Annotated in this window: 24 protein-coding genes; 12 read left to right on the top strand and 12 right to left on the bottom strand. The window is 68.0% G+C overall.

The genetic code is table 11. The features are described from left to right. A partial coding sequence (locus KIP79_RS25800) for a transposase (RefSeq protein WP_214107500.1) occupies nt 1–208 on the bottom strand: 208 nt, incomplete at its 3' end. Between the two features lie 733 nt (nt 209–941). Between KIP79_RS25800 and KIP79_RS25795 the strand changes: the two genes are divergently transcribed. Further along, nucleotides 942–1,295, top strand: coding sequence for a YciI family protein (locus KIP79_RS25795; protein WP_214107499.1), 354 nt, complete (start codon nt 942–944; stop codon nt 1,293–1,295). Further along, entirely contained in the window at nt 1,292–2,545 is a 1,254-nt protein-coding gene (locus KIP79_RS25790; RefSeq protein ID WP_214107498.1) for an RNA polymerase sigma factor, read from the top strand. Before KIP79_RS25795 ends, KIP79_RS25790 begins: the two co-directional genes overlap by 4 nt. A 203-nt stretch (nt 2,546–2,748) precedes the next feature. Here the strand turns inward: KIP79_RS25790 and KIP79_RS25785 are convergent, their stop codons facing one another. Further along, a complete protein-coding gene (locus KIP79_RS25785) occupies nt 2,749–3,261 on the bottom strand; it encodes an RICIN domain-containing protein (RefSeq protein ID WP_214107497.1) in 513 nt (170 codons plus the stop codon). Nucleotides 3,262–3,509: 248 nt separating this feature from the next. Here KIP79_RS25785 and KIP79_RS47370 point away from each other — a divergent pair, with 248 nt between their 5' ends. Then, on the top strand, nt 3,510–3,812 hold the full coding sequence (locus KIP79_RS47370) for a hypothetical protein (protein WP_250213814.1): 303 nt from the start codon (nt 3,510–3,512) through the stop codon (nt 3,810–3,812). A 59-nt stretch (nt 3,813–3,871) separates the two neighbouring features. On the opposite strand, the gene KIP79_RS25775 is transcribed toward KIP79_RS47370, so the two are convergent. Further along, complete coding sequence (locus KIP79_RS25775; protein ID WP_214107495.1) at nt 3,872–4,273, bottom strand: PIN domain nuclease; 402 nt, start codon at nt 4,271–4,273, stop codon at nt 3,872–3,874. Continuing rightward, nucleotides 4,270–4,494: a type II toxin-antitoxin system VapB family antitoxin gene (locus KIP79_RS25770; protein ID WP_214107494.1), complete on the bottom strand. Its 225-nt coding sequence runs from the start codon at nt 4,492–4,494 to the stop codon at nt 4,270–4,272. The genes KIP79_RS25775 and KIP79_RS25770 overlap by 4 nt, the downstream gene beginning before the upstream one ends. A gap of 314 nt (nt 4,495–4,808) precedes the next feature. Between KIP79_RS25770 and KIP79_RS25765 the strand changes: the two genes are divergently transcribed. Then, nucleotides 4,809–5,258, top strand: coding sequence for a CAP domain-containing protein (locus KIP79_RS25765; protein WP_214107493.1), 450 nt, complete (start codon nt 4,809–4,811; stop codon nt 5,256–5,258). A 247-nt stretch (nt 5,259–5,505) separates the two neighbouring features. Here KIP79_RS25765 and KIP79_RS25760 read toward each other — a convergent pair whose 3' ends face one another. Beyond that, a complete protein-coding gene (locus KIP79_RS25760; protein ID WP_214107492.1) occupies nt 5,506–7,032 on the bottom strand; it encodes an isopeptide-forming domain-containing fimbrial protein in 1,527 nt (508 codons plus the stop codon). 644 nt (nt 7,033–7,676) lie between these two features. Here KIP79_RS25760 and KIP79_RS25755 point away from each other — a divergent pair. Continuing rightward, entirely contained in the window at nt 7,677–8,120 is a 444-nt protein-coding gene (locus KIP79_RS25755) for a hypothetical protein (RefSeq protein ID WP_214107491.1), read from the top strand. A gap of 76 nt (nt 8,121–8,196) precedes the next feature. On the opposite strand, the gene KIP79_RS25750 is transcribed toward KIP79_RS25755, so the two are convergent. Together KIP79_RS25750 and KIP79_RS25745 are read right to left on the bottom strand one after the other, a co-directional pair. Next, a complete protein-coding gene (locus KIP79_RS25750; RefSeq protein WP_214107490.1) occupies nt 8,197–8,610 on the bottom strand; it encodes a type II toxin-antitoxin system VapC family toxin in 414 nt (137 codons plus the stop codon). Continuing rightward, on the bottom strand, nt 8,607–8,831 hold the full coding sequence (locus KIP79_RS25745; RefSeq protein WP_155350267.1) for a FitA-like ribbon-helix-helix domain-containing protein: 225 nt from the start codon (nt 8,829–8,831) through the stop codon (nt 8,607–8,609). The genes KIP79_RS25750 and KIP79_RS25745 overlap by 4 nt, the downstream gene beginning before the upstream one ends. Nucleotides 8,832–8,936: 105 nt before the next feature. On the opposite strand from KIP79_RS25745, the gene KIP79_RS25740 reads away from it, so the two are divergent. The 6 genes from KIP79_RS25740 (at nt 8,937) to KIP79_RS25715 (ending at nt 17,361) form a co-directional block, all read left to right on the top strand. Further along, nucleotides 8,937–9,920, top strand: coding sequence for an alpha/beta fold hydrolase (locus KIP79_RS25740; RefSeq protein WP_308169890.1), 984 nt, complete (start codon nt 8,937–8,939; stop codon nt 9,918–9,920). Then, nucleotides 9,913–11,037 carry an acyltransferase family protein gene (locus KIP79_RS25735; protein ID WP_214107488.1) on the top strand — a complete coding sequence of 375 codons (1,125 nt, stop codon included), beginning with the start codon at nt 9,913–9,915 and terminating at the stop codon, nt 11,035–11,037. Before KIP79_RS25740 ends, KIP79_RS25735 begins: the two co-directional genes overlap by 8 nt. A gap of 37 nt (nt 11,038–11,074) precedes the next feature. Then, nucleotides 11,075–12,346 (top strand): sensor histidine kinase, encoded by a 1,272-nt coding sequence (locus KIP79_RS25730; RefSeq protein ID WP_214107487.1) that lies wholly within the window; start codon nt 11,075–11,077, stop codon nt 12,344–12,346. Then, on the top strand, nt 12,343–13,014 hold the full coding sequence (locus tag KIP79_RS25725; protein ID WP_214107486.1) for a response regulator: 672 nt from the start codon (nt 12,343–12,345) through the stop codon (nt 13,012–13,014). The genes KIP79_RS25730 and KIP79_RS25725 overlap by 4 nt, the downstream gene beginning before the upstream one ends. 149 nt (nt 13,015–13,163) lie before the next feature. Next, nucleotides 13,164–13,607 (top strand): CBS domain-containing protein, encoded by a 444-nt coding sequence (locus tag KIP79_RS25720; RefSeq protein ID WP_214107485.1) that lies wholly within the window; start codon nt 13,164–13,166, stop codon nt 13,605–13,607. A 49-nt stretch (nt 13,608–13,656) separates the two neighbouring features. Further along, nucleotides 13,657–17,361: an FHA domain-containing protein gene (locus KIP79_RS25715; protein WP_214107484.1), complete on the top strand. Its 3,705-nt coding sequence runs from the start codon at nt 13,657–13,659 to the stop codon at nt 17,359–17,361. Nucleotides 17,362–17,479: 118 nt separating this feature from the next. Here KIP79_RS25715 and KIP79_RS25710 read toward each other — a convergent pair whose 3' ends face one another. The 5 genes from KIP79_RS25710 to KIP79_RS25690 form a co-directional block, all read right to left on the bottom strand. Then, nucleotides 17,480–18,790 carry a DUF4407 domain-containing protein gene (locus tag KIP79_RS25710; protein WP_214107483.1) on the bottom strand — a complete coding sequence of 437 codons (1,311 nt, stop codon included), beginning with the start codon at nt 18,788–18,790 and terminating at the stop codon, nt 17,480–17,482. Beyond that, nucleotides 18,783–19,910 (bottom strand): hypothetical protein, encoded by a 1,128-nt coding sequence (locus KIP79_RS25705; RefSeq protein ID WP_214107482.1) that lies wholly within the window; start codon nt 19,908–19,910, stop codon nt 18,783–18,785. Before KIP79_RS25705 ends, KIP79_RS25710 begins: the two co-directional genes overlap by 8 nt. Beyond that, nucleotides 19,907–21,916 (bottom strand): hypothetical protein, encoded by a 2,010-nt coding sequence (locus tag KIP79_RS25700; protein ID WP_214107481.1) that lies wholly within the window; start codon nt 21,914–21,916, stop codon nt 19,907–19,909. The genes KIP79_RS25705 and KIP79_RS25700 overlap by 4 nt, the downstream gene beginning before the upstream one ends. Beyond that, nucleotides 21,900–22,826 carry a hypothetical protein gene (locus KIP79_RS25695; RefSeq protein WP_214107480.1) on the bottom strand — a complete coding sequence of 309 codons (927 nt, stop codon included), beginning with the start codon at nt 22,824–22,826 and terminating at the stop codon, nt 21,900–21,902. The genes KIP79_RS25700 and KIP79_RS25695 overlap by 17 nt, the downstream gene beginning before the upstream one ends. A gap of 96 nt (nt 22,827–22,922) precedes the next feature. Continuing rightward, nucleotides 22,923–23,591 carry a Crp/Fnr family transcriptional regulator gene (locus tag KIP79_RS25690; protein ID WP_214107479.1) on the bottom strand — a complete coding sequence of 223 codons (669 nt, stop codon included), beginning with the start codon at nt 23,589–23,591 and terminating at the stop codon, nt 22,923–22,925. Nucleotides 23,592–23,916: 325 nt separating this feature from the next. Between KIP79_RS25690 and KIP79_RS25685 the strand changes: the two genes are divergently transcribed. Beyond that, complete coding sequence (locus KIP79_RS25685; RefSeq protein ID WP_214107478.1) at nt 23,917–24,444, top strand: EF-hand domain-containing protein; 528 nt, start codon at nt 23,917–23,919, stop codon at nt 24,442–24,444. The last annotated feature ends 44 nt before the right edge of the window (nt 24,445–24,488 follow it).

Raw genomic sequence — 24,488 nt, 5'->3', positions numbered from 1 at the left:
GCGCGAGGGCGACCGCCAGATCGGTGATGATCTTTCCGGGGTCGTGCACCGACCTTGGCTTACGCCATCGGGATAGAGCCTGTGACAAGCCCTGTCCCAGGCCACTGACCCGCAGGGTCTCGATCAGCAGCAGTCCGCCGGCCTGGCTGAGGATTCCCCGCCCGTCCGATGACACGACAATCTTGTGGCTGGAAGCGATAGTGTTCATGGGAAAAGTGCTCCGGAACTCGGCGCGGACAGGACCTTCGACAAGCCCTATCCTTCCAGTTCAGAGAGCACTTTTCTTATGCAAACGATCAGGTCCCGCGCCGCCCAGACGAAAGCCCGAGGCTAACAGCAGCCATGGACGACCGTGGATGGTGGCGGAATCCTGAAGGCCCGATGGGCGTCCCGAGCAGGAACTTCTGTGAGCGGTGGACACTCGTGGACGCCTCGTTTACTTCTCGTAATGCGTAGGTCTGGGGTTCGATTCCCCAAGGCGGCTCCACCTTTGACCAGGGCGTTCTCTTGGAGAGCGCCCTGTTGTCGTCTGTGGTTGCAGTTGTGGTGCTTGACAGGTGCCCTAGGAAACATGACTGGCCTTGCGGGGCCGGGCCGTTTTGATACTGCGGACGGGCTGGGTCGTGGTGCGGCGGATCACCCGGATATCGTCGGAAAGTTCGATGGTCAACGTGGTGTCGCTGACATGCACGGTGACAATCGCACAGGCATGCAGGCGGCCGACGGCGACCTTCTGACCGGCGCTCGTTTCAGCTGCTGGAGCTTCCGGGCGAGATGCGGCCGCTGCGCGACCCGGACACCGCCGACGAGGAGTGATGGCGCTCCGACGGCACTCCCGGTCGCCCCCACATTCACGACAAGATTCTCCGGTCGTCCTGTCGATTCTCCCGCCGGCCATTCGTCATATCTGCGCAACCCACCCGATGCACGAGGAGCGTGCCGTGAAGTATCTGCTGCTGATCAACACCCCGTCGCCCGACTCCTCTGAAGAGCGACCGGCGCAAGGACCGACCGTGGAAGAGTTCATGGCGTTCGAGAAGGCCGTCTCCGATGCTGGCGTCAAGCTCGACGGCAACGCCCTGGACACCTCGAACGCGACCACCGTACGCGTCCGCGTGAATGGTGAGCGCGTCGTGACCGACGGGCCGTTCGCCGAGACCCGGGAGATCGTCGGCGGCTATTACCTGATCGATGTTCCCGACCTCGATGCCGCGCTCGACTGGGCGGCTCGGTGCCCAGGGGCCCGGCACGGCACCGTCGAGGTCCGTACGGTCTGGGAGCCCGATCAGTCGTGAACGAGCAGCGAGCGGCCCGCTCCGTGGAGGCGGTGTTCCGCGAAGACCGGAGCCGGCTGCTCGCCTTGCTCGCTGCCCGGTTCGGAGACCTCGACCTTGCCGAGGAGACCGCCTCCGACGCGATCGAGGCCGCGCTGGAACGGTGGCCGGTCGACGGAGTGCCGGACAAACCACTGGCGTGGTTGCTCGCCACGGCACGCCGTAAGGCCATCGACCGGATCCGGCGCGACCGCACGTACGCGGAGCGGCTGGCGGTACTGCAGGTGGAAAGCGACCGGGCTGCAGCTGCGGTCGCGCCAGAGCCCGGCTTCGACGACATCCCCGACGAGCGGCTGCAGCTGTTCTTCACCTGCTGCCATCCCGCGCTCTCATCGGAGGCACAGAGCGCGCTGACGCTGCGCTTTCTCGCAGACCTGACCACACCCGAGGTCGCCCGGGCATTCTTGGTGCCCACCGCGACGATGGCCCAGCGCATCGTGCGTGCGAAACGCAAGATCCGCAATGCGCGCATCCCGTTCCGCGTTCCGGGGCCGGACGAGCTGCCCGCGCGGCTGCCCAGCGTGCTCCGGGTTATCTACCTCGTCTTCACCGAGGGGTATGCCGCCAGCTCCGGCAACGACCTCCTCCGCCCCGACCTGGCCGACGAAGCCATCCGGCTCGCTCGGATCCTGCATCGGCTGCTCCCCCGGGAACGAGAGGTGACGGGGTTGCTCGCGCTACTCCTTCTCACCGACGCCCGGCGTGCGGCCAGGATCGACGCTGCGGGAGGCCAGGTGCTACTCGAAGACCAGGACCGCGCTCTCTGGGACGCCGACCTCATCGCCGAGGGCCGGCGGCTCGTTGTGCCGGCCCTGACCGGTCCCGGCGTCGGACCGTACGCGGTGCAAGCGGCGATCGCGGCGCTGCACGACGAGGCGACGGACTTTGAGACGACCGACTGGCCGCAGATCGTCGCGCTCTATGAGGTGCTGCTGCAGATTGAGACATCCCCGCTCGTCGCACTGAACCGAGCCGTGGCTATCGCCATGCGCGACGGCCCGGAGGCGGGCCTCACTCTGCTGGACGACCTTACCGAGGCCGAGGAACTGCGCGGCTACCACCTGCTTCCCGCAGCACGGGCCGACCTGCTGAGAAGACTGGGCCGTACTACCGAGGCGGCAGCTGCCTATCGGGCCGCCCTCGCCCTCGTCGGCAACGAACCAGAGCGGTCCATGCTCGCCCGCAGACTCGCGGAACTCACCGATCGATGATCGGCCTGTGTGCCTCACGCGCACGAAGATCCGCAAACGACGCACGAAAGATCGGCCGACGATGGCACGGTCAAACATGTCCCGGGACAGGACACACGGCGGCAGTCGGCCCCCGCGACACCCCAGGGTCATCGACGCGAAGGCCGCGGCCGGCCGCCCGTCCTGGTGGCTGGAAGAGGTCTTCCGCGGCCACTGCGTCGGAGTCAGGCGACCAGACGGAAGCGCTGGTTGCGGGTGCCCGGGGCGAAGCAGTCCCAGGTCTGCATGTATGCGCCATTGGCCGTGGACGCGCCGGTCACGTCCAGGCAGCGGTCGCCCACGCCGGCCTTGATGCGGTACGCGCCCATGGTGGCGTCCCAGGTCAGCCACCACTGCTGGTTGTACCCACCGGAGCAGGTCCACTGCTGTACTACGGCCCCGTTGCCCGGGTTGCTATCGCGCAGGTCGAGGCAGGCGCCGCTGTGCGCGGACACGATCGTGTACAGCTCGCCGCTGGGGTGGCCCGTGCTCCGGATGTACCACTTCTGCTGCGAGTTGCCGCTGCACGTCCACTGCTGGATCCGGGCGCCGTTGGCGCGGGACCCGTTGACGACGTCCAGACATTTGCCGCTGTTCAGCGGCCGGAGCTCGTACTTGATCTCGGCCGCGCTTGCCGGTGTGGCGGCGGCGAAGATGGCGACGACGACGACGGTCACAGAGCTGATGAGGCGTTTCATCGATGTCCCCTACTGTCCTTCGAATGGGCGCTGGTGCCTGAGTCTCGGACACGTCGGTATACGTGGGGTATAGGCCCTGTTAGGAAGGCCCTTTGGCGCTGCGACGGCGGCCACCTGTGCCCTGGTGCGGTTGCCCGGCCCTTCCCGACAGCGGCGTGCCAGACGCTATTACCGCCGGAATGCTGAAGGCGACTCCTCGTAGACGGCTGAAGTGCGCGAGGCTGCGATCAAATCAGGACACTTTGGCTATGCGCACGTTCGCGGAGGACATGAGCGAACTCGCTGGGAGTCACATGACCCAGTTCGTCGAGCCGGGTGATGGTCTTACACCTGGTATGGCTTGGTTCGCGGCCGACATGACCCTGGAACGCCAACCCGGCGGGCTACCGGCATGTGTGGACCCGTACGGCGAAACAGGCCGGCTGCTGAGCCGCTATGCGCACGCGTACGCCTCCGGCGACGGCGAGGCTCTGCGGCGGTGCCTGTCGGCTGCGAGACAGCCCACTTTGACGGCCCACGCCGTTAACGCAGGCCACTCACTGATCGTGTAACGGGTGCATTCGCCCCTGGGGTTCTTGCTGTCCCGCACCAGCGTGAACCCCGTGCCCAGTCAGCTGATCCAACGCGTCGGCTGTCCGTTCAGGCGGGAGATGGTGTCGAAGTCGGTGTCTGCATGCAGCACGGTGAGCTTGTGATGCCGGGCGGTTACCACTGTGAGCAGATCGACAGGAGAGGCGCATTGGTGCCACCCCTTGTCGGCGAGCTCGCGCTGCAGTCGGCTTGTATCGTCCCATGCCGATTCGGGGATGACGTAATACGGAAAGGTTTCCTGGAGCAGGCTGTCGGCTTCGTAGAAGGCTGGTCGGCCGCCGACTGCTCGGAGGTACTCCTGCCTGACCGGCTCACAGATACCAACAAGACCGGCGGAAACTGTTTGATCCCATTCCGAACCGACCTGACCGCGATAGAAACGGACCAAGGCACTGGTATCGATGAGGTAAAGCTCTGTCACGCCTCCGCCTGGTGTGTGCCGTCACTCTTCTCGATGACTGAGAAGTCGATCTCTCCCTCGGCCACCATCTCACGCATGCGAGCTATGGCCGCTGCCCGTCTGCGCCGGTCGACGATCTCTCGTAGCGCGGCGTTGACCGTGTCCTTCTTGGAAGAGGTGCCGAGCAACTTCGCGGCCTCGGCCAAAGCCTCGTCGTCGAGGTCGATCAGGGTCTTGGTCATGGAGGCCCCCTCGCTCGTATATATAAATCCAGATCAGTATATCAGGAGGTGTCGATCAGGGAGCCCCCCGGAGCAAGGATCTCCGCTCGCCGTACGGGTCGGGGTGGTCGGCGGCTGATCAGTGGTGGTGATCGAGCGACGAGCGGGAAGTGGGCGTGGTGCGTACAAGGGTCCTATATCGCAAACGAGCTTCAGCCCTACCGAAAGTGTTCGCGAAATGATCTCCTCAGACCGCTTCGCAGCGTCAGCCTCGTCGGCGACGATCCCGCGAACGGGCCCTTCCCCTGGTCGGCATCAGTCGCGGGTTGCAGCCTGTGAAGCGATACATCGCATTGCGCGGTACGACCGTCGCGCTCAGCAGCGCCACGTCCAAAGAAGTCGCCGCTGCGGTCCGTATCCGCTGGTGGGGGACGGTGGCGCAGGTCGGCAACTGTACGCCGCTGAAGTCCGATCCGACGCGTTGCGACGTCCATGTCAACCCTGAGACCGGGACCGACCCTGCGGCCAGGGCGAAGGCCGCCGGCTACTGCAAGCGCGGGACCTCCTGGGCCGTCGGTGAGAACGCCTACCTCGGGTGGGGGCGTGCGTCCGTCACGCCCAGGGCTGCCGTCACCTGGTGGATGGGCAGCCCGCCGCACCGTGCCACCATCCTCACGCCGGGCTACACCGAGATGTACACGAAGGCGGCGTACGGCAGCGCGGACCCGTCCGTGTCGGCCACCCCGGCCATGACGTATGTCCAGATGTTCGGCCGCTGCGACTGACCCCATAGATCGTGCTTCAGCTACTTCGCGGATCGAGCCTGAGCCCGGTGCCGAAGCCCCCTTCCTGCTGGCCGGGGGCCACGCATGACCGACCGGTGCCGAGCTGGCCAGGCTCGGCACCGACCCTGGCCGGCATCTTCATCACCTGCGGCAACCACCCGACGCCGCCACCTCTGGCGGCAGCGCCAGTGCGCGACACCAATGATTCGTGAAAGGCGGGGATCAGGCCTGCCCCGGTCTCAGTAGGTCAGGCCTTCTTCTTCTGCGCGTTCTCCGGCGTGCAGTACGGGCAGGCAGGCGCGGGGTCGACGCAGACCTTGACGCTGTCGCTGTTGTTGGACGGGTCGAGCTCCAGTTCCTTGCCGCTTGCGGTGGCGGTGTTGGTGGTTTCGGCGACCGTGGTGGCCTTGGCCCGGACGGTCAGTGTGACTGTGGCGCCGGCGGGGAGTGTGCCGACGGTCCAGGTGTCGCCGGCGTACGTGCCGGTGGAGGGCGTTGCCGACAGGAGGGTGAGCCCGGAAGGCAGCGTGTCCTTGACCACGACGCCGGTGGCGTCGTTCGGGCCGGCGTTGCGGACGGCTATGTGGTAGCTGACCATCCCGCCGACGGTGACCCGGGTCTGTTCGGCGGTCTTGACCACGCTCAGGTCGATGGCCGGGTTGATCTCGGTGACGGTGTCGCCGCTGGTGGAGGTCAGCGGCTCGGGGTCGGGGCCGAGCCGGTTCTCATAGGTGACCGTGCCCTGGTTGGTGACCTGCTTACCCGCGGCGGCCGGGCCGACCTTGACCCGGAACTCGACGGTGGTGCCGTCGGGCAGGTCGTCACTGTTGGGTAGTTGGCCGCCGGCTGCGGCGGTCGCGCCGTTGCCCAGCGTGATGGTGATCTTGCCGGTGGCGGGGTCGAAGTCGGCCTGGTCGTCGCCGGGCTGGTCGGTCTTGGGGCCGCTGTTGGGGCCGTTGACGACCTGGAGCGAGCCGGGTACGAAAGTGGTGCCCGCCGGGACGGTGTCGGTGAGGCGGACATTCTCCGCTGCGCCGCCGCCCCTGTTGACCGAGGTCAGCCGGTAGGTGATCTCTTCGCCGACGTTCAGCGGCCCCTGCGGACTCGCGGTCTTGCTCACGACCACGCACGGCGCCGTGCCGAAGAAGACGTCGTCGAGGAAGTTTCCGACGGAGGGGTTTCCCCCGGCGGCGGAGATGGAGCGGAAGGCGAACCTGGTGGTCGTCATCCCGGCGGGCACGGTGTAAGTGCCGGTGTAGGTGCCCCACTTCGCGGTTCCGTCGGAGAGGATCGCCTGCTGGGCCGGGCCAGCAGGATCACCGATGTCCAGTGCCATCGTGTCGGTCCCGAGACGGCCGCGGTGGGACAGGCGCCAGTACAGCTTCTGCCCGGGCGTGGTCGGGCGGTCCTGGTACAGGGTCGCGACCTGGGTGGCGTTCAACTCGCCGAACTGCTTTCCCTCGGCGGGCGGGACGCCCATCCGGGTGCTCCAGATCTCGATCTGGTGATCGGTGGAGGTCGTGCGCCAGCCTGGTACCGCGTTCGCGCCGCTCCGCGAGGCATCGGGGAACAAAGCCCACGCTCCGCCGTTAACGACGGGCTGTTCGAAGCCGCCGTTGGCCAGCGCCACTCGCTCCGGACAGGTGGCCGGATCCGGTGCGACCATGCGGGCTGGGTCGGCGTGGGCCTGGGTCGGCGCGGCGCCGGCCAGCACCGCGTCGGACAGCGTCAGCGGCAGGGCCGTCGCCGCGAGGGCGGCGACTGGGTAAAGCATCCTGCGGATGTGCTTCATGTTGATGTTCCTCTCGATGGGCGGACCTGTGTCCGTCCACCAGCGCCGGAAGATCGGCGCTGGCACCACACCGCAGATTCGCGTGAGGGGATCACCGGAGGGGACGTGACACGTACCGCTCCGCCAATATTTGGCACGATCTTTTGTGAGGACTCTCAGCAGTGAAGATCAAGCGGCAGCGCCGCAGGGAAAGGCGTGCGGCGTGCATGCGGGTTCCTACGCTTGGCGGCGCTGTGCTGGGACGGGCTCAGGTCGTGGACATGGGCCTGTTCTGCGCTAGACCGAAAAGCGCGGCAGCGTGCCATCCATAAATCATGGCCGAAACCGGAATCGGCTTCCGGAAGGCTTCTTATGAGCATGACCCATGAGGGGCCTCTGGACATTTGAGCAGGCAGCGAGGCTTTATAGCGCGATGCGGGCCAGGTTCGACCAGCGGCCAAGCCGTCAGGGATGCCGCAGGTCAGGGGCTTCCGGGAGATCGCGAAACGCGCATTCTAGCTAACATCCCGAATTCGGGAAGGTTACAGATTTGTCAATATTAGGCAACTGGACAGCATGAAAGGCCGAGCAAAAGAATCACCTTAAAACATCTGTCAAAGAAAGGGTCCAGAATGGTGGCACGTTTCTTGCGCGTTCTCACGATTGCTCTGACGGCGGTCGCCGCGCTCGTGGTGCCGTCCGCCCCGGCGCACGCCACGTACGGGCCCGACATGACGGTGAGCCTCGACGTGTACGGACAAGGCATCAAGCTGTCCGGGGCGTACGGAACGATCGCGTTCGACGACGGCAACGCCAAGTACCGCTACTCGATCGCGGTGTGCTGGCAGGGCAGCTACAGCCGGCCCACTCTGTACGCGTCCGTCAACGGTGCTTGGCGAAGTCCGCTGCCGGGCGGCGGCACCTCGGTGACGATCTCCCAGTGCCAGGGCCAGGCCACCCTCCTCAGCGGCGAGGTAACGCCTGGCGGCACCATCAACAACGTGACAATCACTGTGGACGGCGTGCGTTTCAACCCCCCAAACAGCACGTACCACACCAATTCCGCGTTCTACGACAACCCGTTCAACTGAGGATTACCGATGGCCCTGCCGGTCGCCCGGCGGGGCCATCGCCGTCCGGGTCGGGACCGTGGGCGCAATCGGTGACCTACGCCAGCGGCGGAGGGTAGCGGTGGATCTCCGCTCGATGTCCCGTCGAACCGGCGAATTTGGCATCGTCGGTGAGTAGCGGCAGCTCCAGCAGTTCGGCTAGGGCTACGTACATGCCGTCATAGGCGGTGAGGTTGTTCCGCAGGTCCAGCACGCGCGGTTGGAGAGGCAGCATCGGGTGGCGGACGATCTTGAGTTGGGTGTAGCGCTCCAGCATGATCTGAGCCCGCGCCTCGGAGATGCGTACCTCCGGTTTGCTCGTGATCACGTGACCACGCACTACGGAGGCGATCTCGACATCGATCAAGGCCGGGGCGTGTACCTTGCGGGCCAGCCGCTGCCGGAGCCGATCGTCGCCCTTCACGTTCGCCAGGAGGCGGAACACGATCGAGGCGTCTACGACCAAGCTCACCGGCGTCCCTCGCGCATCGTCTCGCGTACGAAGTCGGGGTCGTACGGCACCGGTTCATCGGCGGCGATCTTGGCCATCACCTCGTCCAATGCCGGAGTGGCCGCCTCCTCGTTCAGGAGGTCACGCACGTAGGCCGTCAACGACTTGCCTTCCCGCTCGGCCCGCGCCTTCAGTGTCCGTTCCGTTGCCTCGGGGACGTCCCGGATCTGAATAATGCCCATGCAGGCACTCTAGCATGCAACGTGCATGCATTTTCTGACCCATACCCCTGATACCGGAGAGCTACGCGGGAGATGCGCTCTCAAGCGGGAGGACGACCACGAGATGTGATCCGTAAGTTTCGGTGCCGTCAGTACGAGAATCCGGCCCGGAAGGACCCCGTGGCGTCCCACCTGCGCAGACTGCGCCGCGCCCTGCTCTCCACACTCGTCACCGCCTCGCTGGCCGGGCCCTTGTCGGGTGCGGCCCGGCCAGCGGCGGTCCCGGCGCCTACGCCCGCCGCATTGCCCCCATTTCGGGCCGCGACCCCTGCCGCACTCGCCGAGCGGTACGCCGCCAGCCGTGATGGCATTCGGGCGGCCGAGCGGATGGCCGCCGGTCACGGCGATCACTGGCGGGCCGCGATGTTGCGTGCCATGGCGGATCCGGCGCGGCAGTTTCTGTCCTTCGACGGTCGCGACGGGGGCCGCGCTGTGGAGGTCTTCGGCGATCTGTCCGGGGCTGAGCGGATCGTGGTGCTGGTCCCGGGCTCTGATACCAACCTCGACAAGTACGGGCTCCTGCGAGGTGGCTCGATGAGGCTGCGGCAGGCGCTCGGTGACCGGTCCGTGGTCATCGCCTGGCTCGGGTACGCGACGCCGAGCACGGTGAGCTTGGAGGCGCTGACCACCGGCCGCGCTGTCCAGGCCGCCCCTGACCTTCAGGCTTTCGTACGGGAGTTGACTGCGGCCAAGCCCGCCGCCCGGATCTCGGTCGTGTGTCACTCCTATGGTTCTGTCGTCTGCGGGCAGGCCGCGTACGGGCTGGACGTCACGGACATCCTCCTCTGTGGCAGTCCGGGCGTCGGTGCGGACAACGTCGCCGCGCTGGACACCCGGGCCACCGTCTGGGCCGGTCGGAGCAGCGGCGACTGGGTCGCCGACGTGCCGCACACGCGGCTGCCCTTCGCCGGGGTGGGATTCGGGACCGATCCGGTCTCACCTGAGTTCGGCGCCCGGGTCTTCGAGGCAGGAGACGGCGGCCACAGTGACTACCTGAGACCTGGCGTGGCCTTGGAGAACATCGCTCGGATCGTGGCACGTCGTGCGTGACATCATCCGGCGGATCGAGACCGCGACCCCGCCCGAACGTGACCGTACGGCCGACGCGCTGCGAGCTCTCGCCATCCTCGGCGTGATACTCGGCCACTGGCTGGTGACCGCGCTGGTCGCCGACAGTGGCACCCTGCGCACCGCCAGCCCTCTCCGGTACATGCCCCAGCTCGCTCCGGTCTCCTGGCTGTTCCAGACGCTTGCGGTGTTCTTCCTGGTGGGTGGGCAGATGGGCGCGAAGAGTCACACCGCCGCCCGCGCCAGGGGCGGGACGTACGGGCAGTGGCTCGGCGCCCGGATCATCCGGCTGTCCAGGCCGGTCACCGCCGTCGTGGCGGTATGGGCCGTGGCGGCGGGCGTGATGCTCGCGGCCGGTGCCGACCTGGGGACCGTGCGCGCACTGGTCAAGCTGGTGTGGTCCCCGCTGTGGTTCCTGCTCGTCTTCGCGGCGCTGACGGCGGTGACCCCGCTGGTCACCCGCCTGCACCCGCTCTGGCCGGTCGCCGCCGTCGCGCTGGTCGACCTTGTCCTGTACGGCCTGGGCGGCCCCGCCTGGCTCGGGTGGGTCAACGTGGTGGCCGGCTGGCTGGTGCCGTACTGCCTGGGCGCGGCTTGGGCCCGAGGCCGGCTGCGGAGCCGCAGGACCGGATGGGTGCTGCTGGTCGGTGGCGCGGTCGTGACCGCCGGGCTCGTCCGGTGGGCCGGCTATCCGGCCGCCATGGTCGGGGTGCCTGGTGCCGAGATCTCCAATCTCAATCCGCCGACTCTCGCGGCCGTCGCCTTCGGGCTCGCCCAGTGCGGGGCGGCTCTGCTGCTGCTTGGTCCGCTGAGCCGGGTGCTGCGACGTCCCGCCGCCTGGGCCGCAGTGGCTCTGGTGAACCTGTCCGCGATGACGATCTTCCTCTGGCATCAGACCGCCATGATCGCGGTGACCGCGATCGCGCTGGCCATGGGTGGGGCGCTGCCAGGTCTGCATACTGTCCCCGACGGCTCGGGCTGGGTGCTCGCCCGGCTGGCCTGGCTGCCGGTTTTCGCGGCGGCGTTGCTGGTGTGCTGGGCCGCGTTTCGCGGTACGGAGCGTCGGCCCGTCCTGACATCGGCGGTGTCTCGTGGCTAGGGTGGACCTTCGCCACCAGGGGGCAACGGGGGACGAAATGACGGTCTGGCGTACCCTGCGCGCGGACCTGTGGACGGTGGCCGCCGATCCGCTGCCGCGTATGGACGGGCCACGCTGGCTGGCCCGGCTGCCGCACGTCCTGGTCGTGGTGTTCGCGATGCTGATGGTCCTGGGCGCCGGCAACGGCTCGGTAGACCCGGCGATCCCGGTGCTCGCCCTGTTCCAGGCGGCGGCGCTCGTCGGCGCGATGGTCCGCCCGATTCCGGCCTGGTGGGCATCGACCGCCATCATGGTCATCGGCGCGTGGCTCGTGAAGCGTGCCCCCGCGTCCTGGGATGTTCCCGGCCAGCTTCCGCACGGAGGGATGGCGTTCCCCTGGTCCATCCATTTGATCGCGTTGCAGGCCGGGGTGCTGTTCCTGCTGGCCCTGCGGGTCCGTCCCCGGGTGGTGGCCGAGACGCTGCTGATCACCCTCCTGGCCGGGCCGATCTGCGTGTACGTCGTCAACCCGAACATCGGCCCGCACGAAGTCCTGATGGCCGTACCCGTCGTCGTGACCGGCGCGGCAGTCAGCGCCCTGATGGGCATCGGCGTCGTGCTTCGCGGCGAGCGCGTGGCCCGCGCCCGGCTGTTCCGGCAGAAGGAGCTCACGGCCGTGGAGCGAGCCAGACGTACGGTGCTTGAGGAGCGCAACCGGATCGCCCGCGAGTTGCATGACGTGGTCGCCCACCACATGACGTTGATCTCCATCCAGGCGCAGGTCGCGCCGCACCTGGTGAAGGACCCGCCGAAGGAGCTGACCGAGAACCTCGCCGGCATCCGCCAGAACGCCGTCGAAGCACTGACGGAACTGCGGCGGGTCCTGGGCGTGCTGCGGTCGCAGGACACGCCGCCACACGCGCCGCAGCCCAGCCTCGATGGGTTGGCGGAACTGGCCGCCAACGCGCGCGGCGCCGGTCTCGCGCTCGACATCGAGACCACGGGTGAGGCGCGCCCGCTGTCGCCGGGCGTCGAGCTGTCGGCGTTCCGCATCATCCAGGAGGCGCTGTCCAACGCGATGCGGCACGCCCCCGGCGCGGCGGTGCACGTGAAAATCGGGTACCGGACCGACGCGCTTGTCCTCCAGATCACCAACACCGCGCCCGACCGGCCGCCACCCCCGTCCACGGGTCCCGGGCACGGGCTGCTGGGCATGCGCGAGCGTACGGCCATGCTGGGTGGCGAACTGGCGGCCGGCCCTACCACGGACGGCGGCTACGAGGTGACCGCGACCCTGCCCGTCAGAACGCCCGTTGAGGACGCCCCATGACGACCATCCGCGTGTTGATCGCCGACGACCAGATGATGGTCCGCCAAGGCTTCACGGTGCTGCTCAACGCCGAACCCGGCATCGAGGTCGTCGGCCAGGCCGTGGACGGCCTCGACGCCGTCGCGAAGATCGCCGAACTCGCGCCGGACGTCGTGCTGATGGACATCCGGATGCCCGGGCTCGGCGGCATCGAGGCGACCCGCCGCATCACCGAGGCGCCCGGCGCGGCGGTCAAGGTGCTCGTCCTGACCACCTTCGACATCGACGAGTACGTGTACGAGGCGCTACGCGCGGGGGCGTCCGGGTTCCTGCTGAAGGACGCGTCGGCCGCCGAACTCGCCCACGCCGTACGGGTGGTGGCGGCGGGCGACGCGCTCCTGGCCCCGAATGTCACCAAGCGCCTCATCGCCGAGTTCTCCCGGGTGACCGGCGCTCGGCGCGCCCCGCTCAAGGACCGCGTCGGCGACCTGACCGAACGCGAAACCGAGGTCCTCTCGCTGATCGCTCAGGGCCTGTCGAACGCGGAGATCGCCCAGTGCCTGGTCGTCGCGGAACAGACCGTCAAGTCCCATGTGAGCCGAATCCTGGTCAAGCTCGGCCTGCGGGATCGGACTCAGGCCGCGGTCTACGCCTACGAGACGGGACTCGTGCGTCCGGCCGGGTACTGAAAACAGCCCCGCACCAGCGGGGCAGGCACCGCGTCCCAGTGGGTGTACACCCCATTTGTAACGATCTATACTCGCGGGAGATTGTTCGGATGAGCGGCCAGGTAAGCGATTGTCGCGGGGACGACCGCAGGGCGGACCTGGGAGGTTGCGTGCTGGTCAGTGATGTCATGACGGCCTTCCCGGCCTACATACGGCTCGGCGCGACCATCCGGCGGGCGGCTGAGGTGGTCAGCGTGTCGGAGGTCGGCCAGTTGATGGTCGTGGACCACGAGGGCCGGTTCGTCGGGTCACTGGCCGAGGAGGACCTGGTGCGGGCCATGCTGCCCGGGTTCGACGACGTGACCGCCGCCGGTGGCACGCTCCACGACGCGTTCCGGGTTTTCCTGGAGCGGGGCCGCGCCCTCGCCGACCGCGTCATCGACCCCCTCGTCGTACGGGACACGGCGACGGTCCGGCCGGTCGACGAACTCGCCCGGGCGGCGATCGTGATGGTCGAACGCGGGATCCGAAGACTTCCCGTGGTCGATGACGGAACCCTCGTGGGCACGCTGTCCCGGGCCGATCTGTGCCGTGCGGTGATCTACCATTCTTGAACTCCGGCTGATCCTCACCGATCGGCACACCCGAGAGACCAGCGAACGGGTGTGCACGCTTCCGGCCACTCTCGGCCGGGACAGCGGTGCGGCGGCGGTGGTGCTGGACGACAGCATGGTCTCCCGGCGCCACGCGCGGCTGGAGTTCGCCGACAACCAGTTGGTGCTCATCGATCTCGGCAGCTCCAACGGAACGTACGTGAACGACGCGCGGGTGACGCGCCAGGTGATCGTCTCCGGGGATCGGGTGCGCATCGGCCGATACGAGCTGACGTGGACGTTCCTCGACCCGGAGGTTACGGCGTTAGTCGATATCAGCCAGCTGACCATGCTGCGGCCGGTCGCGCCGCAGCGTATCCCCGCGCGACGCGTGGTGGAGGCCGCCGAGGCGTACAACCAGCGGGTCGGGCACGAACTCGATGGGTTCCTGTCGCTCGCGCACGGTTTTCTGCCGGCCGAGTTACCGCTGCTGGCCTTCCCGGAATCGCACCGAGCTTGGGACGAGATGACCGACCGGCTCCCCGATCTGTTCCGTCGGCTGTCGCTGCGCCGGGCGTTCGACGCGATGCCGGTGCTCGACGCCCGGCCTGAGGCGCTGCCCGACCGGTACCTGTTGCGCGCCTCGACGATGTTAGGTGTTTTCGCCCACGCCTATCAGTACATGGCGATCGACCCGCCGACCGCTCTGCCCGAGTCGCTGCTGCGACCGTGGACCACGGTCTCGCGCCGACTGGGCAAGAAGACCCCGGCCGTCTCCTACATCGATCTGTTCTTCTACAACTGGCGGCTGCGCGATCCCGCCGGGCCACGGGCGCTGGACAACATGGACCTGCTCGTGCCGACCTGGAACAACGCGGCGGAGCGGGTGTTCTACCTGGTCACCACCGAATTCGCGATGGGGCTCACGCCCGTGCTTGGCGCCATGCTGGATGCCCAGGAGGCCGTCGTCGCGGACGATCCCGCCGCCTTGGAGAGCGCGCTGCTGGTGATCCTCGACCGGCTGCAGCACGTCACCCAGGCCATTTATCCGCAGATCGATCCCAACCCCCGCGGCCGGTATCCGCTCGACCAGGTGCTGTGGGCCAAGACGGTCGGCACCGCGGGCGTCCCGATCTTCGACGGCGCGCCCAGCCCGAGCGGCACCGCGCAACCGCAGATCCACGCGCTGGACGCGTTTCTCGAACGCCGGGACTACGGCACGCTGGTCGGGCAACAGAGCGTCTACCTCTCCGGATTCTTCCCGCGACACTGGCAGGAGCTGGTGGCCGCGTTGCGCGAGGTGTCGGTACGCCAGTACGTCGAGGACACCCGCAACAGCACCTTGCGCGGCATCTACAACGCCATGCTCGACGCCTATGTGGGCAACCGCGGCTGGATGGGCCTGCACCGCATCAAGGCGTACGGCTTCCTGGAGGTGGCCTTCAAGGTCGGCCGGCAGGTGACGACCGGGGCCAGGTTCACCGGACTGTTCAAGGACCGGACCTGGGACAAGGTGGACGGCGAGCTGGCCGTCGTCCGCGAGGAACGCCGCCCACCGGTGGGTGCGCCGGTGGTGTTCGGGACCGCCCGCCGGGGGCGGGTCGTCACCGGAGCGTCCGGCGCCTGGACCTGTTACCTGGAGATCGACGTCGCCGGGCAGGGCGTGCACCACCTGCCCGGTGACCGGGTCGGCGTGCTGGCCGAGAACGACGACGAGCTGGTGCGCCGCACCGTGGCCGCCCTGCAGGCGACCGGCGACGAACTGGTGCGGCTCACCCCGGAGTGGCAGGCGGCGGTGGCCTGCCGGGCGGGCTACGCCGAGGTCGACGTGCTGCCGCTGCGGACACTGCTGCGCTTCGCCCGGCTCCGGCCGATCGGGCGGGAGTTGGCGAAACGGCTGGTGAAACTGACCGCCGTGGGCGCGTGGCAGCGCGTGGTGGACTCCCGTATGGAGGACCAGTGGGAGCTGTGGGACGTCCTGAACCTGTTGTACGCGGGCGGATATGACGTCACCCGGCTGTGGAAGGCCGATCCACGCGAGGACGACGCGTTCTGCGCGGTGATCCCGCCCGAACCGTTCCGGCTGTATTCGATCGCCTCGGCGCCGCCGCCCGGCCAGCCTGCCACCACGCTGCGATTGGTGGTCGCCGGCCTTGACTACACCTCCGCCCAGACGCCGTGGTCGTACCCGCGGGAACGGCAGGGTACGGCATCGCATTTCCTGCGCCGGGCGAGCGTCGAGGGCCGGCAGCGGCTGTCGCTGCAGATCGTCTCCACGCCCCGGTTCCGGCTGCCGGCCGATCCTGCCCGGCCTGTCGTCATGTTCGCGGCCGGTTCCGGGATCGCCCCGTTCCTGGGGTTCGTCGCCGCGCGTACCGGGCCGGGCGAGAATCGGCTCTATCTGGGGATCCGGACGCCGGAGGAATTCGTCGAGCAAGCCGACCTGGACGCGGCGGCGGCCGAGGGCCGGCTGAAGTTCTCCGTCGCGTTCTCCCGCGCCGACGCCGCGATCGAATTCGACGGCCGGCGGCACGTCGTCCAGGCCGGGCAGCGGCGCCGGGTGGACGACGTGATCCGGGCCGAGGCGGACGCGCTCTGGGAGCTGGTGCGGTCCACCGACGATGGCGGTCGCGGCGCGTACGTCTACGTGTGCGGCAGCGCACGGTTCGCCGTCTCCGTGCTCAACGCGTTGACCGACATCGTGCCCGGCGACGGCCGCGAATTCCTCCGCCAGCTGGTGGCCGACGGACGTCTGGGCGAGGACGTCTTCACCACCTACATGGGCCACGCGCAGCAGGGTCCCCGCTTCGAGGTGTCGGATCTGGCGCAGCACACGACCTCCGACGTGGGCTACTGGATGGCCATCGGCGGCGCGGTCTTCGACGTCAGCGAGTTCCTGCACCTGCACATCGGTGGGCCGCACATCGTCCGCAATCACGTCGGGCTGGACGCGACCGCGGCGTATCGAAAAGTGCTGCACCACGCGCACGCCGAGATCGACGCCCAACTCGCGATGTACCAGATCGGCCATCTGCGCCGGCTGCAGTTCGGCGCCCGGTGGGGCGTGGTGCTCACCGAGGGCGGTCTGCGCGCGCTGCCGCTGGAGGAGCTGTTCCGGACCTGGGTACGGTTGGTGTACCTCGTGGTCGGCATGGAGAACGCGTTGACCGCCGACTACGGATTCACCACGTCGGTCACCACCCTGGGCGAGGACCCCCGGGAGCTGACGCCCTTCAAGGCGCAGTACGTCCTGGAGGCCCACCGGCGGTTCCTGGTCAGTTATCTGGACGGGCTGGTGCGCGAGGAACTGCGCACCCTGTGGCAACTCACCGTCGGCTTCTGTGCCCCGGACCTGGACATCCGGTCCTTCGACACCGATCTCGCCGCCATGTTCGCGCAGCCTGATGTCGGGCTGGTCCGGCATTCCGTATCCGCCGTCAAGGAGCTGCTGCTCACCGGGGACGGCTTCCGGCAGGTCACGGCGCTGTGCCGCGTCTACGCCCATGGCGACGTGCAACTGCTGCGCGATCTGAAAACCGCTGTGCTGGAAGGAATTCGGGCGTTCGAGATCCACGAGGCGGACGTCGTCGAGCAGGCGGGAGCCACGCTGCTGAACGCGGTACGCGAGGCGCTCGCCGCGGTCTCGGCCTACTACCAGCGCCTCGCCGAGCAGACCCGCGGCCAGGGCGTCACCGCCGACCACGCGGTCGAGGAGGAGATCCCGGACGACCGGGGCCTGCCCGGCCACGGCGGTCCACTCGCGCTTCCCGACTGACGCTCGCGTGGCCCCGGCCGGCGGCGCCCTGGTACCGGCGCATCCTCACCGTCATGTGGCCGACTGACCAGGGCCTCCCCTGAGCTCTGGGGACGCCCTGGATCCTCTGGGTGGGTACTCAGGTCATGAAGGTACGGGCGAGGCGGTCGATCTCGTTGTCCCGGGAGGCCTCGTCGATGCGCTGGTCGCGGTCGATTCTGCCCCGTTCGGCTTTCAGCCGGCGCTCCTCCTCGCGGAGCCTGATCTCGTACTCGCCGGTCGTCTGGCGGGTGGTGAAGTTCAGTTCGGCCTCGTGGCAGGCGGCGCCCGCACGTAGCTCCTGGGTGAGGAGGCGGTCGTACTCGGTCTTGCCGTTCAGCGTCTTGGAGATGATCGGCATGCAGTCGAGGAGGACGAAGATGAGGCGCAACAGCCAGTGGGCGAAGTTGACCATGCCGTTCTGAGCGGCGACCGTGCCCAGGGCCTCCCACCGGTCGAGCAGGCCGATATTGGCGTAGGCCTGTCTCTTCTCCTCGACGCGCTCGGTGATCTTCTTGGTGATGGTCGCCGCGCGTTCCTCTTCGGCGGTGGCGAGATCTGTGCCGAGAGAGCCGATCGCCGTCTTCAGGTTGGCCACTTCCGTCTCCTGTGCGGCGATGTCATGGCCGGCGAGGAAGGTGTCGAGATCGTTCTGCCGGACCTTGCACTTGGGGCCGTCCCCGGGCACGCCCGTCGTCTGGCCCTTCACCTTGACGCCGAAACACTCCCGGTCGCGGAGTCCCTCCAGCGTCTCGCGTCGTTCTATGTCGTCCGCCAGTCGCTTTTCGGCGGCCTTGAGGATGTTTTCCTGCTGGGACACCTTGCCCCCGACGGCGAGGGCCTTGTCGCCGATGTCGAGGAGATAGCCGGTGCAGTCGATGCCGGAAGGCGCCGGCCCGCGCAGCGGGTTGCACTCCTTGTACCGGCTCTCCGTCAGGCTGACCGCCTGGTCGCGCTCCAGCATGATCTGCCGGTCGAGCCGCTCCTGGAAGATCTTCAAGGTCAGCGGCTCGGCGATGAAGACACCGATGACGACGGCGAGGCTCAGCCGGATCAGCACGTTGCCCCAACGGGACCAGCCGCCGTTGTCCCCGTGCAGGCTGGTGATCAGGAACCGGTCGACGTTGGCGATGATCAGCCCCCACACCACCGCCACCGGCAGCAGCACCAGCGGGGACACCTGCGAGAGCAGGGTCAGCGCGCCCAGCACGGAGGTGCTCGCGATGAGCGCGCTACTGACCACGATCCCGCCGAGGCTGGTGTAGCGAGAACGTTCCTGCGGCACACTCCGGAGGATCTTCTCGTCGACTCCGGTGAACCGGCGCAGGAAGGTCCCGGGAGTGAACCGCACCGGGCGGCGGGGGCGCCCGCGCTGGTCGGTCAGCGGGGGCCGGTGGAGGGTGTCAACCACGGACGTCCTCCTCCATGAAGGGGTTGTCGTCGGCGGGGTCGCCCGGGGTCACCTCGGGGCGGGCCTCCTGGTCACGTGCCTCGGGGTTCTCCCGGCCCTCTTCCAGCGCGGCGTTGTCGAAGGTGGCGAGCAGTTCCCTGCCGGTCGTCTCGTTGAACAGGCCCTGCGCGATCGCCGCCCGGATGACCTCGGCCCGGGCGCGGGCCGAGACCACTTCCAGCTCGTGTTCGTGCTGGATCTGGTTCTGGGTGGTGTGGAACTCCCGGTCCCCCAGGGCGGCGTAACGGTCGGCGACCTGCTGGGAGCTGAGGCCGGGCACGGTGGCGTACAGGCCGTCGGCGGCGCCGGGACCGCTGTTCAGGAAGTCCCTGACCTTCGTGGCCTCGGTGATCTGGTGGTCCTTGTCGAGAGCCGCCTCCTGCCGGGTGAAGTCGTTGGCGCTGCCGGTCTTGGTGTGCAGGTAGTCCTGCTCGTCGAGTTCGAAGTCACGGTCGAGCTTGCGTTTGACGTCGCGGAGGCCGTGGGTGCCCCGGATCTCGTGCAGGCTGGTCTCGTAGCGCCGCTGACCCCGGGCGATCTCGTCGGGGGCGAACAGTTCGAGGCTGGTGAACTCGGCCGACATGCCGGGCAGCAGGCAGGGCACCACGGTCGCGTAGGCCTTCACCTGGGCGTGCACGATCGTCCAAAGCTCGTGGGCCTGGTCCAGCCCGTGGCCGCGGCCGAGTTCGAAGAGCTTGTGGTAGCCCCGGATGTAGGTGAGCAGGTGCTCGGTGGCGTCGGTCAGTCCGGCGCGCACCACCTCGATCGGTTCGTCGACCATGCAGCGGAAGTGCACCGCGACCGTGAAGTCGTGGGCGCCCGAAGACTTGATCGGCACCTGGACCGTCACCGGGTGGTCCTTGGTCACGTCGACGACGCTGACGCTGACGCCGTACAGCACGTGCGGTTCGTCGCCCCGCAGCCGCCGGTCGGCCAGCACGAACGTGCCGTCGTATTCGAAGACGAGCCGTTGGTGCGGGAGCTGGCGGGGGAGGCTGGTGATCGGGCGGCGGGGTTTGCTCAGGAAGCCCTGCTTGGCGACGGGATCAAGGGGGACCTGGCTGACCACGGGGTAGCTCATGGACGTTTTCCAATGGTGTCGAGGGACAGTGCGGCCGGGTTCAGGAAGACCCGGAGCAGCGACAGGAGAATCTCCAGCCGGTTTTCGTCGGTGTCGCGGGAGACGGCGTAGGCGCGCAGGTCGTGGGCGAGAAACGGCCGTTCCTTCGCGGGAAGCGTCTCCACGAGGGCGGCGAACAGGGCGCGGACGCGGTCGCGGTCCTCATCGTCCTTCTCGTCGAAGGCGCAGACGGCGTCGTACAGGGCGGTCAGGGCCTGCCTGCGGTAGGGGCGGTTGACCAGCACCGTCGACCAGAGTTTGGCGAGAGGTAGGGCCGAATCAGGACGATGGCGCAGGTGCGTGGTGACCGTGGGGATGCCGAAGCCGTCCGCGCGACCGGACAGGACGCCCAGGATCGCCCGCATCAGCGGGTCGATCGCCCGGCCGATCCGCCGCTCGTTGGTGATCTGGTGTACCAGCCAGTCGAGCATCGGCAGGGCGTTGCCGGTGGCCTCGGTCAGCGCGGTGAACAGGCGGGCCAGCGCGATCTCCGCGTGCCTGGCGCGCCGCTCGCTGTCCCTGATCTGCAGCCAGAGCATCCGGACCGCTTCCAGCGGGAACCGGATGCCCAGCTCACCGGAGTAGGCGAGGGTGGCGGTGAACCTGAGCCGGACGGTGGCCGCCCCCGCCCACCAGTTGACCGTACGCAGCGCCTGCGGACGGGTCGTCTCGTCGAGGCACAACCACGAGATGGCCATCGCGGCGGTGGCCTGGCTGCGCATGATGCCCTCACCGCGCGCCCACGGGGTGAGGAAGGTGCTCTCGACGTACGGATAGTCCGCGACGAGGGCCAGAATCGCCACGCCCCTGGCGACCTCCACCTGCGCGAGCGGGTCGCGTACGGCGGCGCACTCGTGCAGCCACTCGGTGACCGGATCCCACAACCGCATGCCGTGCCGCCGGTACAGCTCCCGCATCACGTGGGTTCGGTGACCCTCGACCCGGAACTCCAGCGTGCGCACCGGTGACAGGCTGAAAAGCGATCCCTCCGCCACCCGGAGCAGGCGGCGGCCCGGCATCAGCTCCTCCGCCGAAATGGTCTCGGCACTCTCCTCGCCGATGCCGGCGATCGACTCCAGCCGGGCGTGCAGCGACTCGAAGCCGCGTTCCGGCAGACCGGCGGCGAAGGCCATGGCGGCCATCTCGAAGATCTCGCCCCGGGTCCGCGGGCTTTCGAACCAGGCCACCACGTCGCGCCGCCCGGCGGACGCCAGCCCGCCGAGGGCCTGGTCCAGCGGAACCCCCGAGGCCAGCTCGCGGGCCAGCGCCACCACATCGGCCATGGCATGGTCGGCGGTGATCTGGGCGGCAGCCAGGTCGGCGACCTCGGGCGCCACCTCGTGGGCCAGCAGGATGTCGCGGGCCGGGGGCGGTTGCCAGGCCACCTGGTCTCCGTCGGGCAGCGAGGCGGCCGTCGCCGTGATCACCAGATAGGCCCCGGCGGCGCGCACCCGGCGCCGGATCTCCCGTACGTGGAAGTCGGCGACGCTCTGGTCGACGTCGTCCCTGGGCCAGCCGCACAGCAGGTAACCGTGGGCCTGCCGGTATTCGCGGGCGGCCAGCTTCTCCAGCGTGTAGGCCGGGCTGAGCTCCACCACCTCGCGCCGCCCCCCGACGGCGTCGTGGAGCAGGTTGAGCGCCGCCGTCCGGCGGCCGGTGCCGGCGCTGCCGACCAGGGCCACCATGTTGCCGGTCTCCAGCCGTGCGGCGGCGGCGTGGTAGCTGTCATGGCGTACGTAGCAGGTGCGGGCCTCCGCCATCTCGTACGGAGGGACGGGCCCGGAGGTGCGGCGGGACTCGGTGCGGGAACCCGAGATGCCGAAGGAGGCCTGGCCGATCTTGTCGTGGATGTGGTTGATGACGATCTGGCCCTGGTAGACCTGCGCGAAGCTCTCGTCCGTCACCTCGGGCGACTCGACCTGCTCTGCCGGGCCCTCCTCGGCCGGCAGGTCAGTTTCGGATGCCAAAGTTGATCTCCTCCCCGGAAATGGGAGCGTTGATCAGGTTGACGGTTATCTGCTCGGCGTTGAACCGCTGCACGAACTGCTCTCCGGCGGCGTCGAGGCGTACCAGCTTCTCCATGGATTCGAGCAGGTCGTCGCGGGATTCCGGGTCGGCCTGCCGGCCCTGCCTGGACCGGAACTCCTTGATCTTCGCGAGCAGTTTGCGAGCACCGCTGAGTCCGCTTTCGGTGCCGTAGGCGCCGACCCGTTCGAGGGCGCCGCCGGCGATGAGCGCCCACAGGGTGTCGGCTACGTCGGGCAGATTGTCCATGTCGGGTGTTCCCTTCTGGTCCAGGTCTTCGGCGGGAATCCACAGCCAGGCGATCTCGGTGCGTTCCTTGGTCGGCACTTCCAGCCGGGTGAAGGACTCCGGCCGGTAGGCGGTGTGGAGTTGCCGGACGACGTCCTCGTAGAGCCGGTCGGCGAGGATCAGCACCAGGTCGGCGCGTGGATTGGCCTTCAGGGCTTCACGGGCGGCCTTGGCGTCGAGCAGCCGGCAGGTGGTCACCACGACCTGGCCGACGAAGCCCATCGCGCCGCGTTTCACCACCCCGTGGCCGATCGAGATGCGCACCCGCAGGCGGGCGTCATCGCGGCGCTCGCGGTTGTGGTCGTGGAGCGCCTTGCGCAGGCGGCGGACCAGGTCGTCGATGACCCGGAGTTCGGGTTCCCCCTCGGGGATCACGCTGACCTCGCCGTCGCCTGCCTCCTGGCGAGCCCAGGTCTCGCGGTTCAGGCCGGCCTCGCGTGCGCCACGGTCCATGGCCTGGGCCAGGCCGGACTGGATCGAGTCGTGCCGCAGGTCGTCGCCGCGGCCATATCCTTCGGCGTCGACCGCCACCACCAGGCGGCGGCTGAAATCGGAATCAAGCATCACGTCACCTTTGAGGATTCGAGAAAGATCGACCGGAGCGATCTTCGGGAGTGGAGTCTGGCGAAGATCGCGGCAATCTGCGACGTACCAGTACGTTTAGCGGAAATTGGCCAGGCCGATTTGGTCGATGAGGATCTTCCGGCGATGACTCGGGTCGATCAGTTTGAGGTCCTTGAAACGTCGGATGGCTTTGAATACGGCGTCTTTTTTGGCCCCGACGAGATTGGCGATCTCCTCATGGGTGAGATCGACCCCGAGCTCCCGTCTTCCGTCGGCGCGGTCGGATCCGTACCGGCCGGCGATTTCCACGAGCACCTTCGCGACCCGTTCCGGGACGCTGAACTGGGCGAAGTCCGTTCTTCTCCGGTTGGCCCAGTCGAGCCGGTCGGCGATCATTCTGGCCACCGCGTTCCATGCCGCCGGATGGCGGTCCAGGAAGTCCGTGAACACCTGCGCGCGAATGGCGTGCACCAGCATCGGACTGCACGTGGTCACCACGGCCGCTCTCGGCTGCCTGCGCAGGGCCGCCAGTTCGCCGACCACGTCGCCGCTGATCCGGATGCCCAGTAAGGCGGCCCCGCCCGATTCCAGGTAGGCGGTCACTTTCACACACGCGGTGAGCCGCTGACCGGGAATGGACCTCAGCAGATAGACCTCGGATCTCTCTCGATCTCCTTGATAGATGAGCGGTTCGCTGGCCCTTCGTGGAGAGGACGGCGCGAGAGCGAGAAGTTCCGTTCGTTCCTCCGGGCTGAGCCTGTCCATAAGGGTGCCCTTTGGCCAGCTGGCCGGGGGATGATCATCCATCGCCGGTTAAACCCTTAATGTCATTGATTCAGAGCATCAGAAACTACACCCCGAAATGACGTGAACCCAAACTTTTAATAGCCGCAAAGGTACGGATTTGGGGCGTGGTGTCCGCCTGTTTCCCGAAAAAAGGATTGAAGTCCCAATTAGTGTTCCTGCGCTATATGATGCCGACTCATGTAATGCGTTCCGTACGGTGCGTAACAGACTCGTCACTCAATGGCTATGGTCACCGGCAGTGACCTCCCGGAAGCATGAAGTCTTCCCAAGAGCGGAGGCGGATGTGGCCAGTGAGTTCCAGCGCAAGAAGGTCGTCGGAGTTTTCCGTGCGATGGATGTGGACGGAGACGGGCGGCTGACGGAGGCCGACTTTCAGGCGCTCGCCCGGCGCTGGACGGCCGTCGCCGGGCCTGTGGATCCGGCGCGACTGGCCTCCGTCATGACCGGCTGGTGGCCGGTGCTCCAGGCCGCCTCCAGCCATGACGGAGGCCACGCCGTCACCCTCGACGAGGTGCTCCACGTCGTGGACGGTCTCGGCGGCATGGCGGACGCGGTCTCCGGCACCGCCGATGCGATGTTCGAGGCCATCGACCTCAACGGCGACGGCCTCATCTCCCGTGCTGAGTACGGCGCGCTCATCGAGACCTGGAACGGGACGCCCACGGCGACCGATGAGATCTTTCCCCGCCTGGACCTGGACGGGGACGGCCACCTCACCCGCGACGAGTTCCGTATCCACTGGACCGAGTTCTGGGCAGGCGACGACCCGAACGCTCCAGGGACCTACGTCTTCGGCGCGCTGGTGGAATAGCCCGGGGGCAGCGCGTCACCGCCCGGGTCCGTGGTCAGGCCGAG

Origin of the sequence: Acrocarpospora catenulata (genome assembly GCF_018476525.1) — a bacterium.
Lineage (GTDB): Bacteria > Actinomycetota > Actinomycetes > Streptosporangiales > Streptosporangiaceae > Acrocarpospora > Acrocarpospora catenulata.
This window is presented reverse-complemented; position numbering and strand designations above follow the sequence as displayed.

Coding starts and splice junctions, on each gene's coding strand:
- KIP79_RS25695 (WP_214107480.1), bottom strand. CDS start 22,826: ATGCTTGATTCCGATTTCAGCCGCCGCCTGGTGGTGGCGGTCGACGCC.
- KIP79_RS25785 (WP_214107497.1), bottom strand. CDS start 3,261: ATGAAACGCCTCATCAGCTCTGTGACCGTCGTCGTCGTCGCCATCTTC.
- KIP79_RS25725 (WP_214107486.1), top strand. CDS start 12,343: ATGACGACCATCCGCGTGTTGATCGCCGACGACCAGATGATGGTCCGC.
- KIP79_RS25690 (WP_214107479.1), bottom strand. CDS start 23,591: ATGGACAGGCTCAGCCCGGAGGAACGAACGGAACTTCTCGCTCTCGCG.
- KIP79_RS25760 (WP_214107492.1), bottom strand. CDS start 7,032: ATGCTTTACCCAGTCGCCGCCCTCGCGGCGACGGCCCTGCCGCTGACG.
- KIP79_RS25745 (WP_155350267.1), bottom strand. CDS start 8,831: ATGGGCATTATTCAGATCCGGGACGTCCCCGAGGCAACGGAACGGACA.
- KIP79_RS25770 (WP_214107494.1), bottom strand. CDS start 4,494: ATGACCAAGACCCTGATCGACCTCGACGACGAGGCTTTGGCCGAGGCC.
- KIP79_RS25730 (WP_214107487.1), top strand. CDS start 11,075: ATGACGGTCTGGCGTACCCTGCGCGCGGACCTGTGGACGGTGGCCGCC.
- KIP79_RS25705 (WP_214107482.1), bottom strand. CDS start 19,910: ATGAGCTACCCCGTGGTCAGCCAGGTCCCCCTTGATCCCGTCGCCAAG.
- KIP79_RS47370 (WP_250213814.1), top strand. CDS start 3,510: ATGCGCACGTTCGCGGAGGACATGAGCGAACTCGCTGGGAGTCACATG.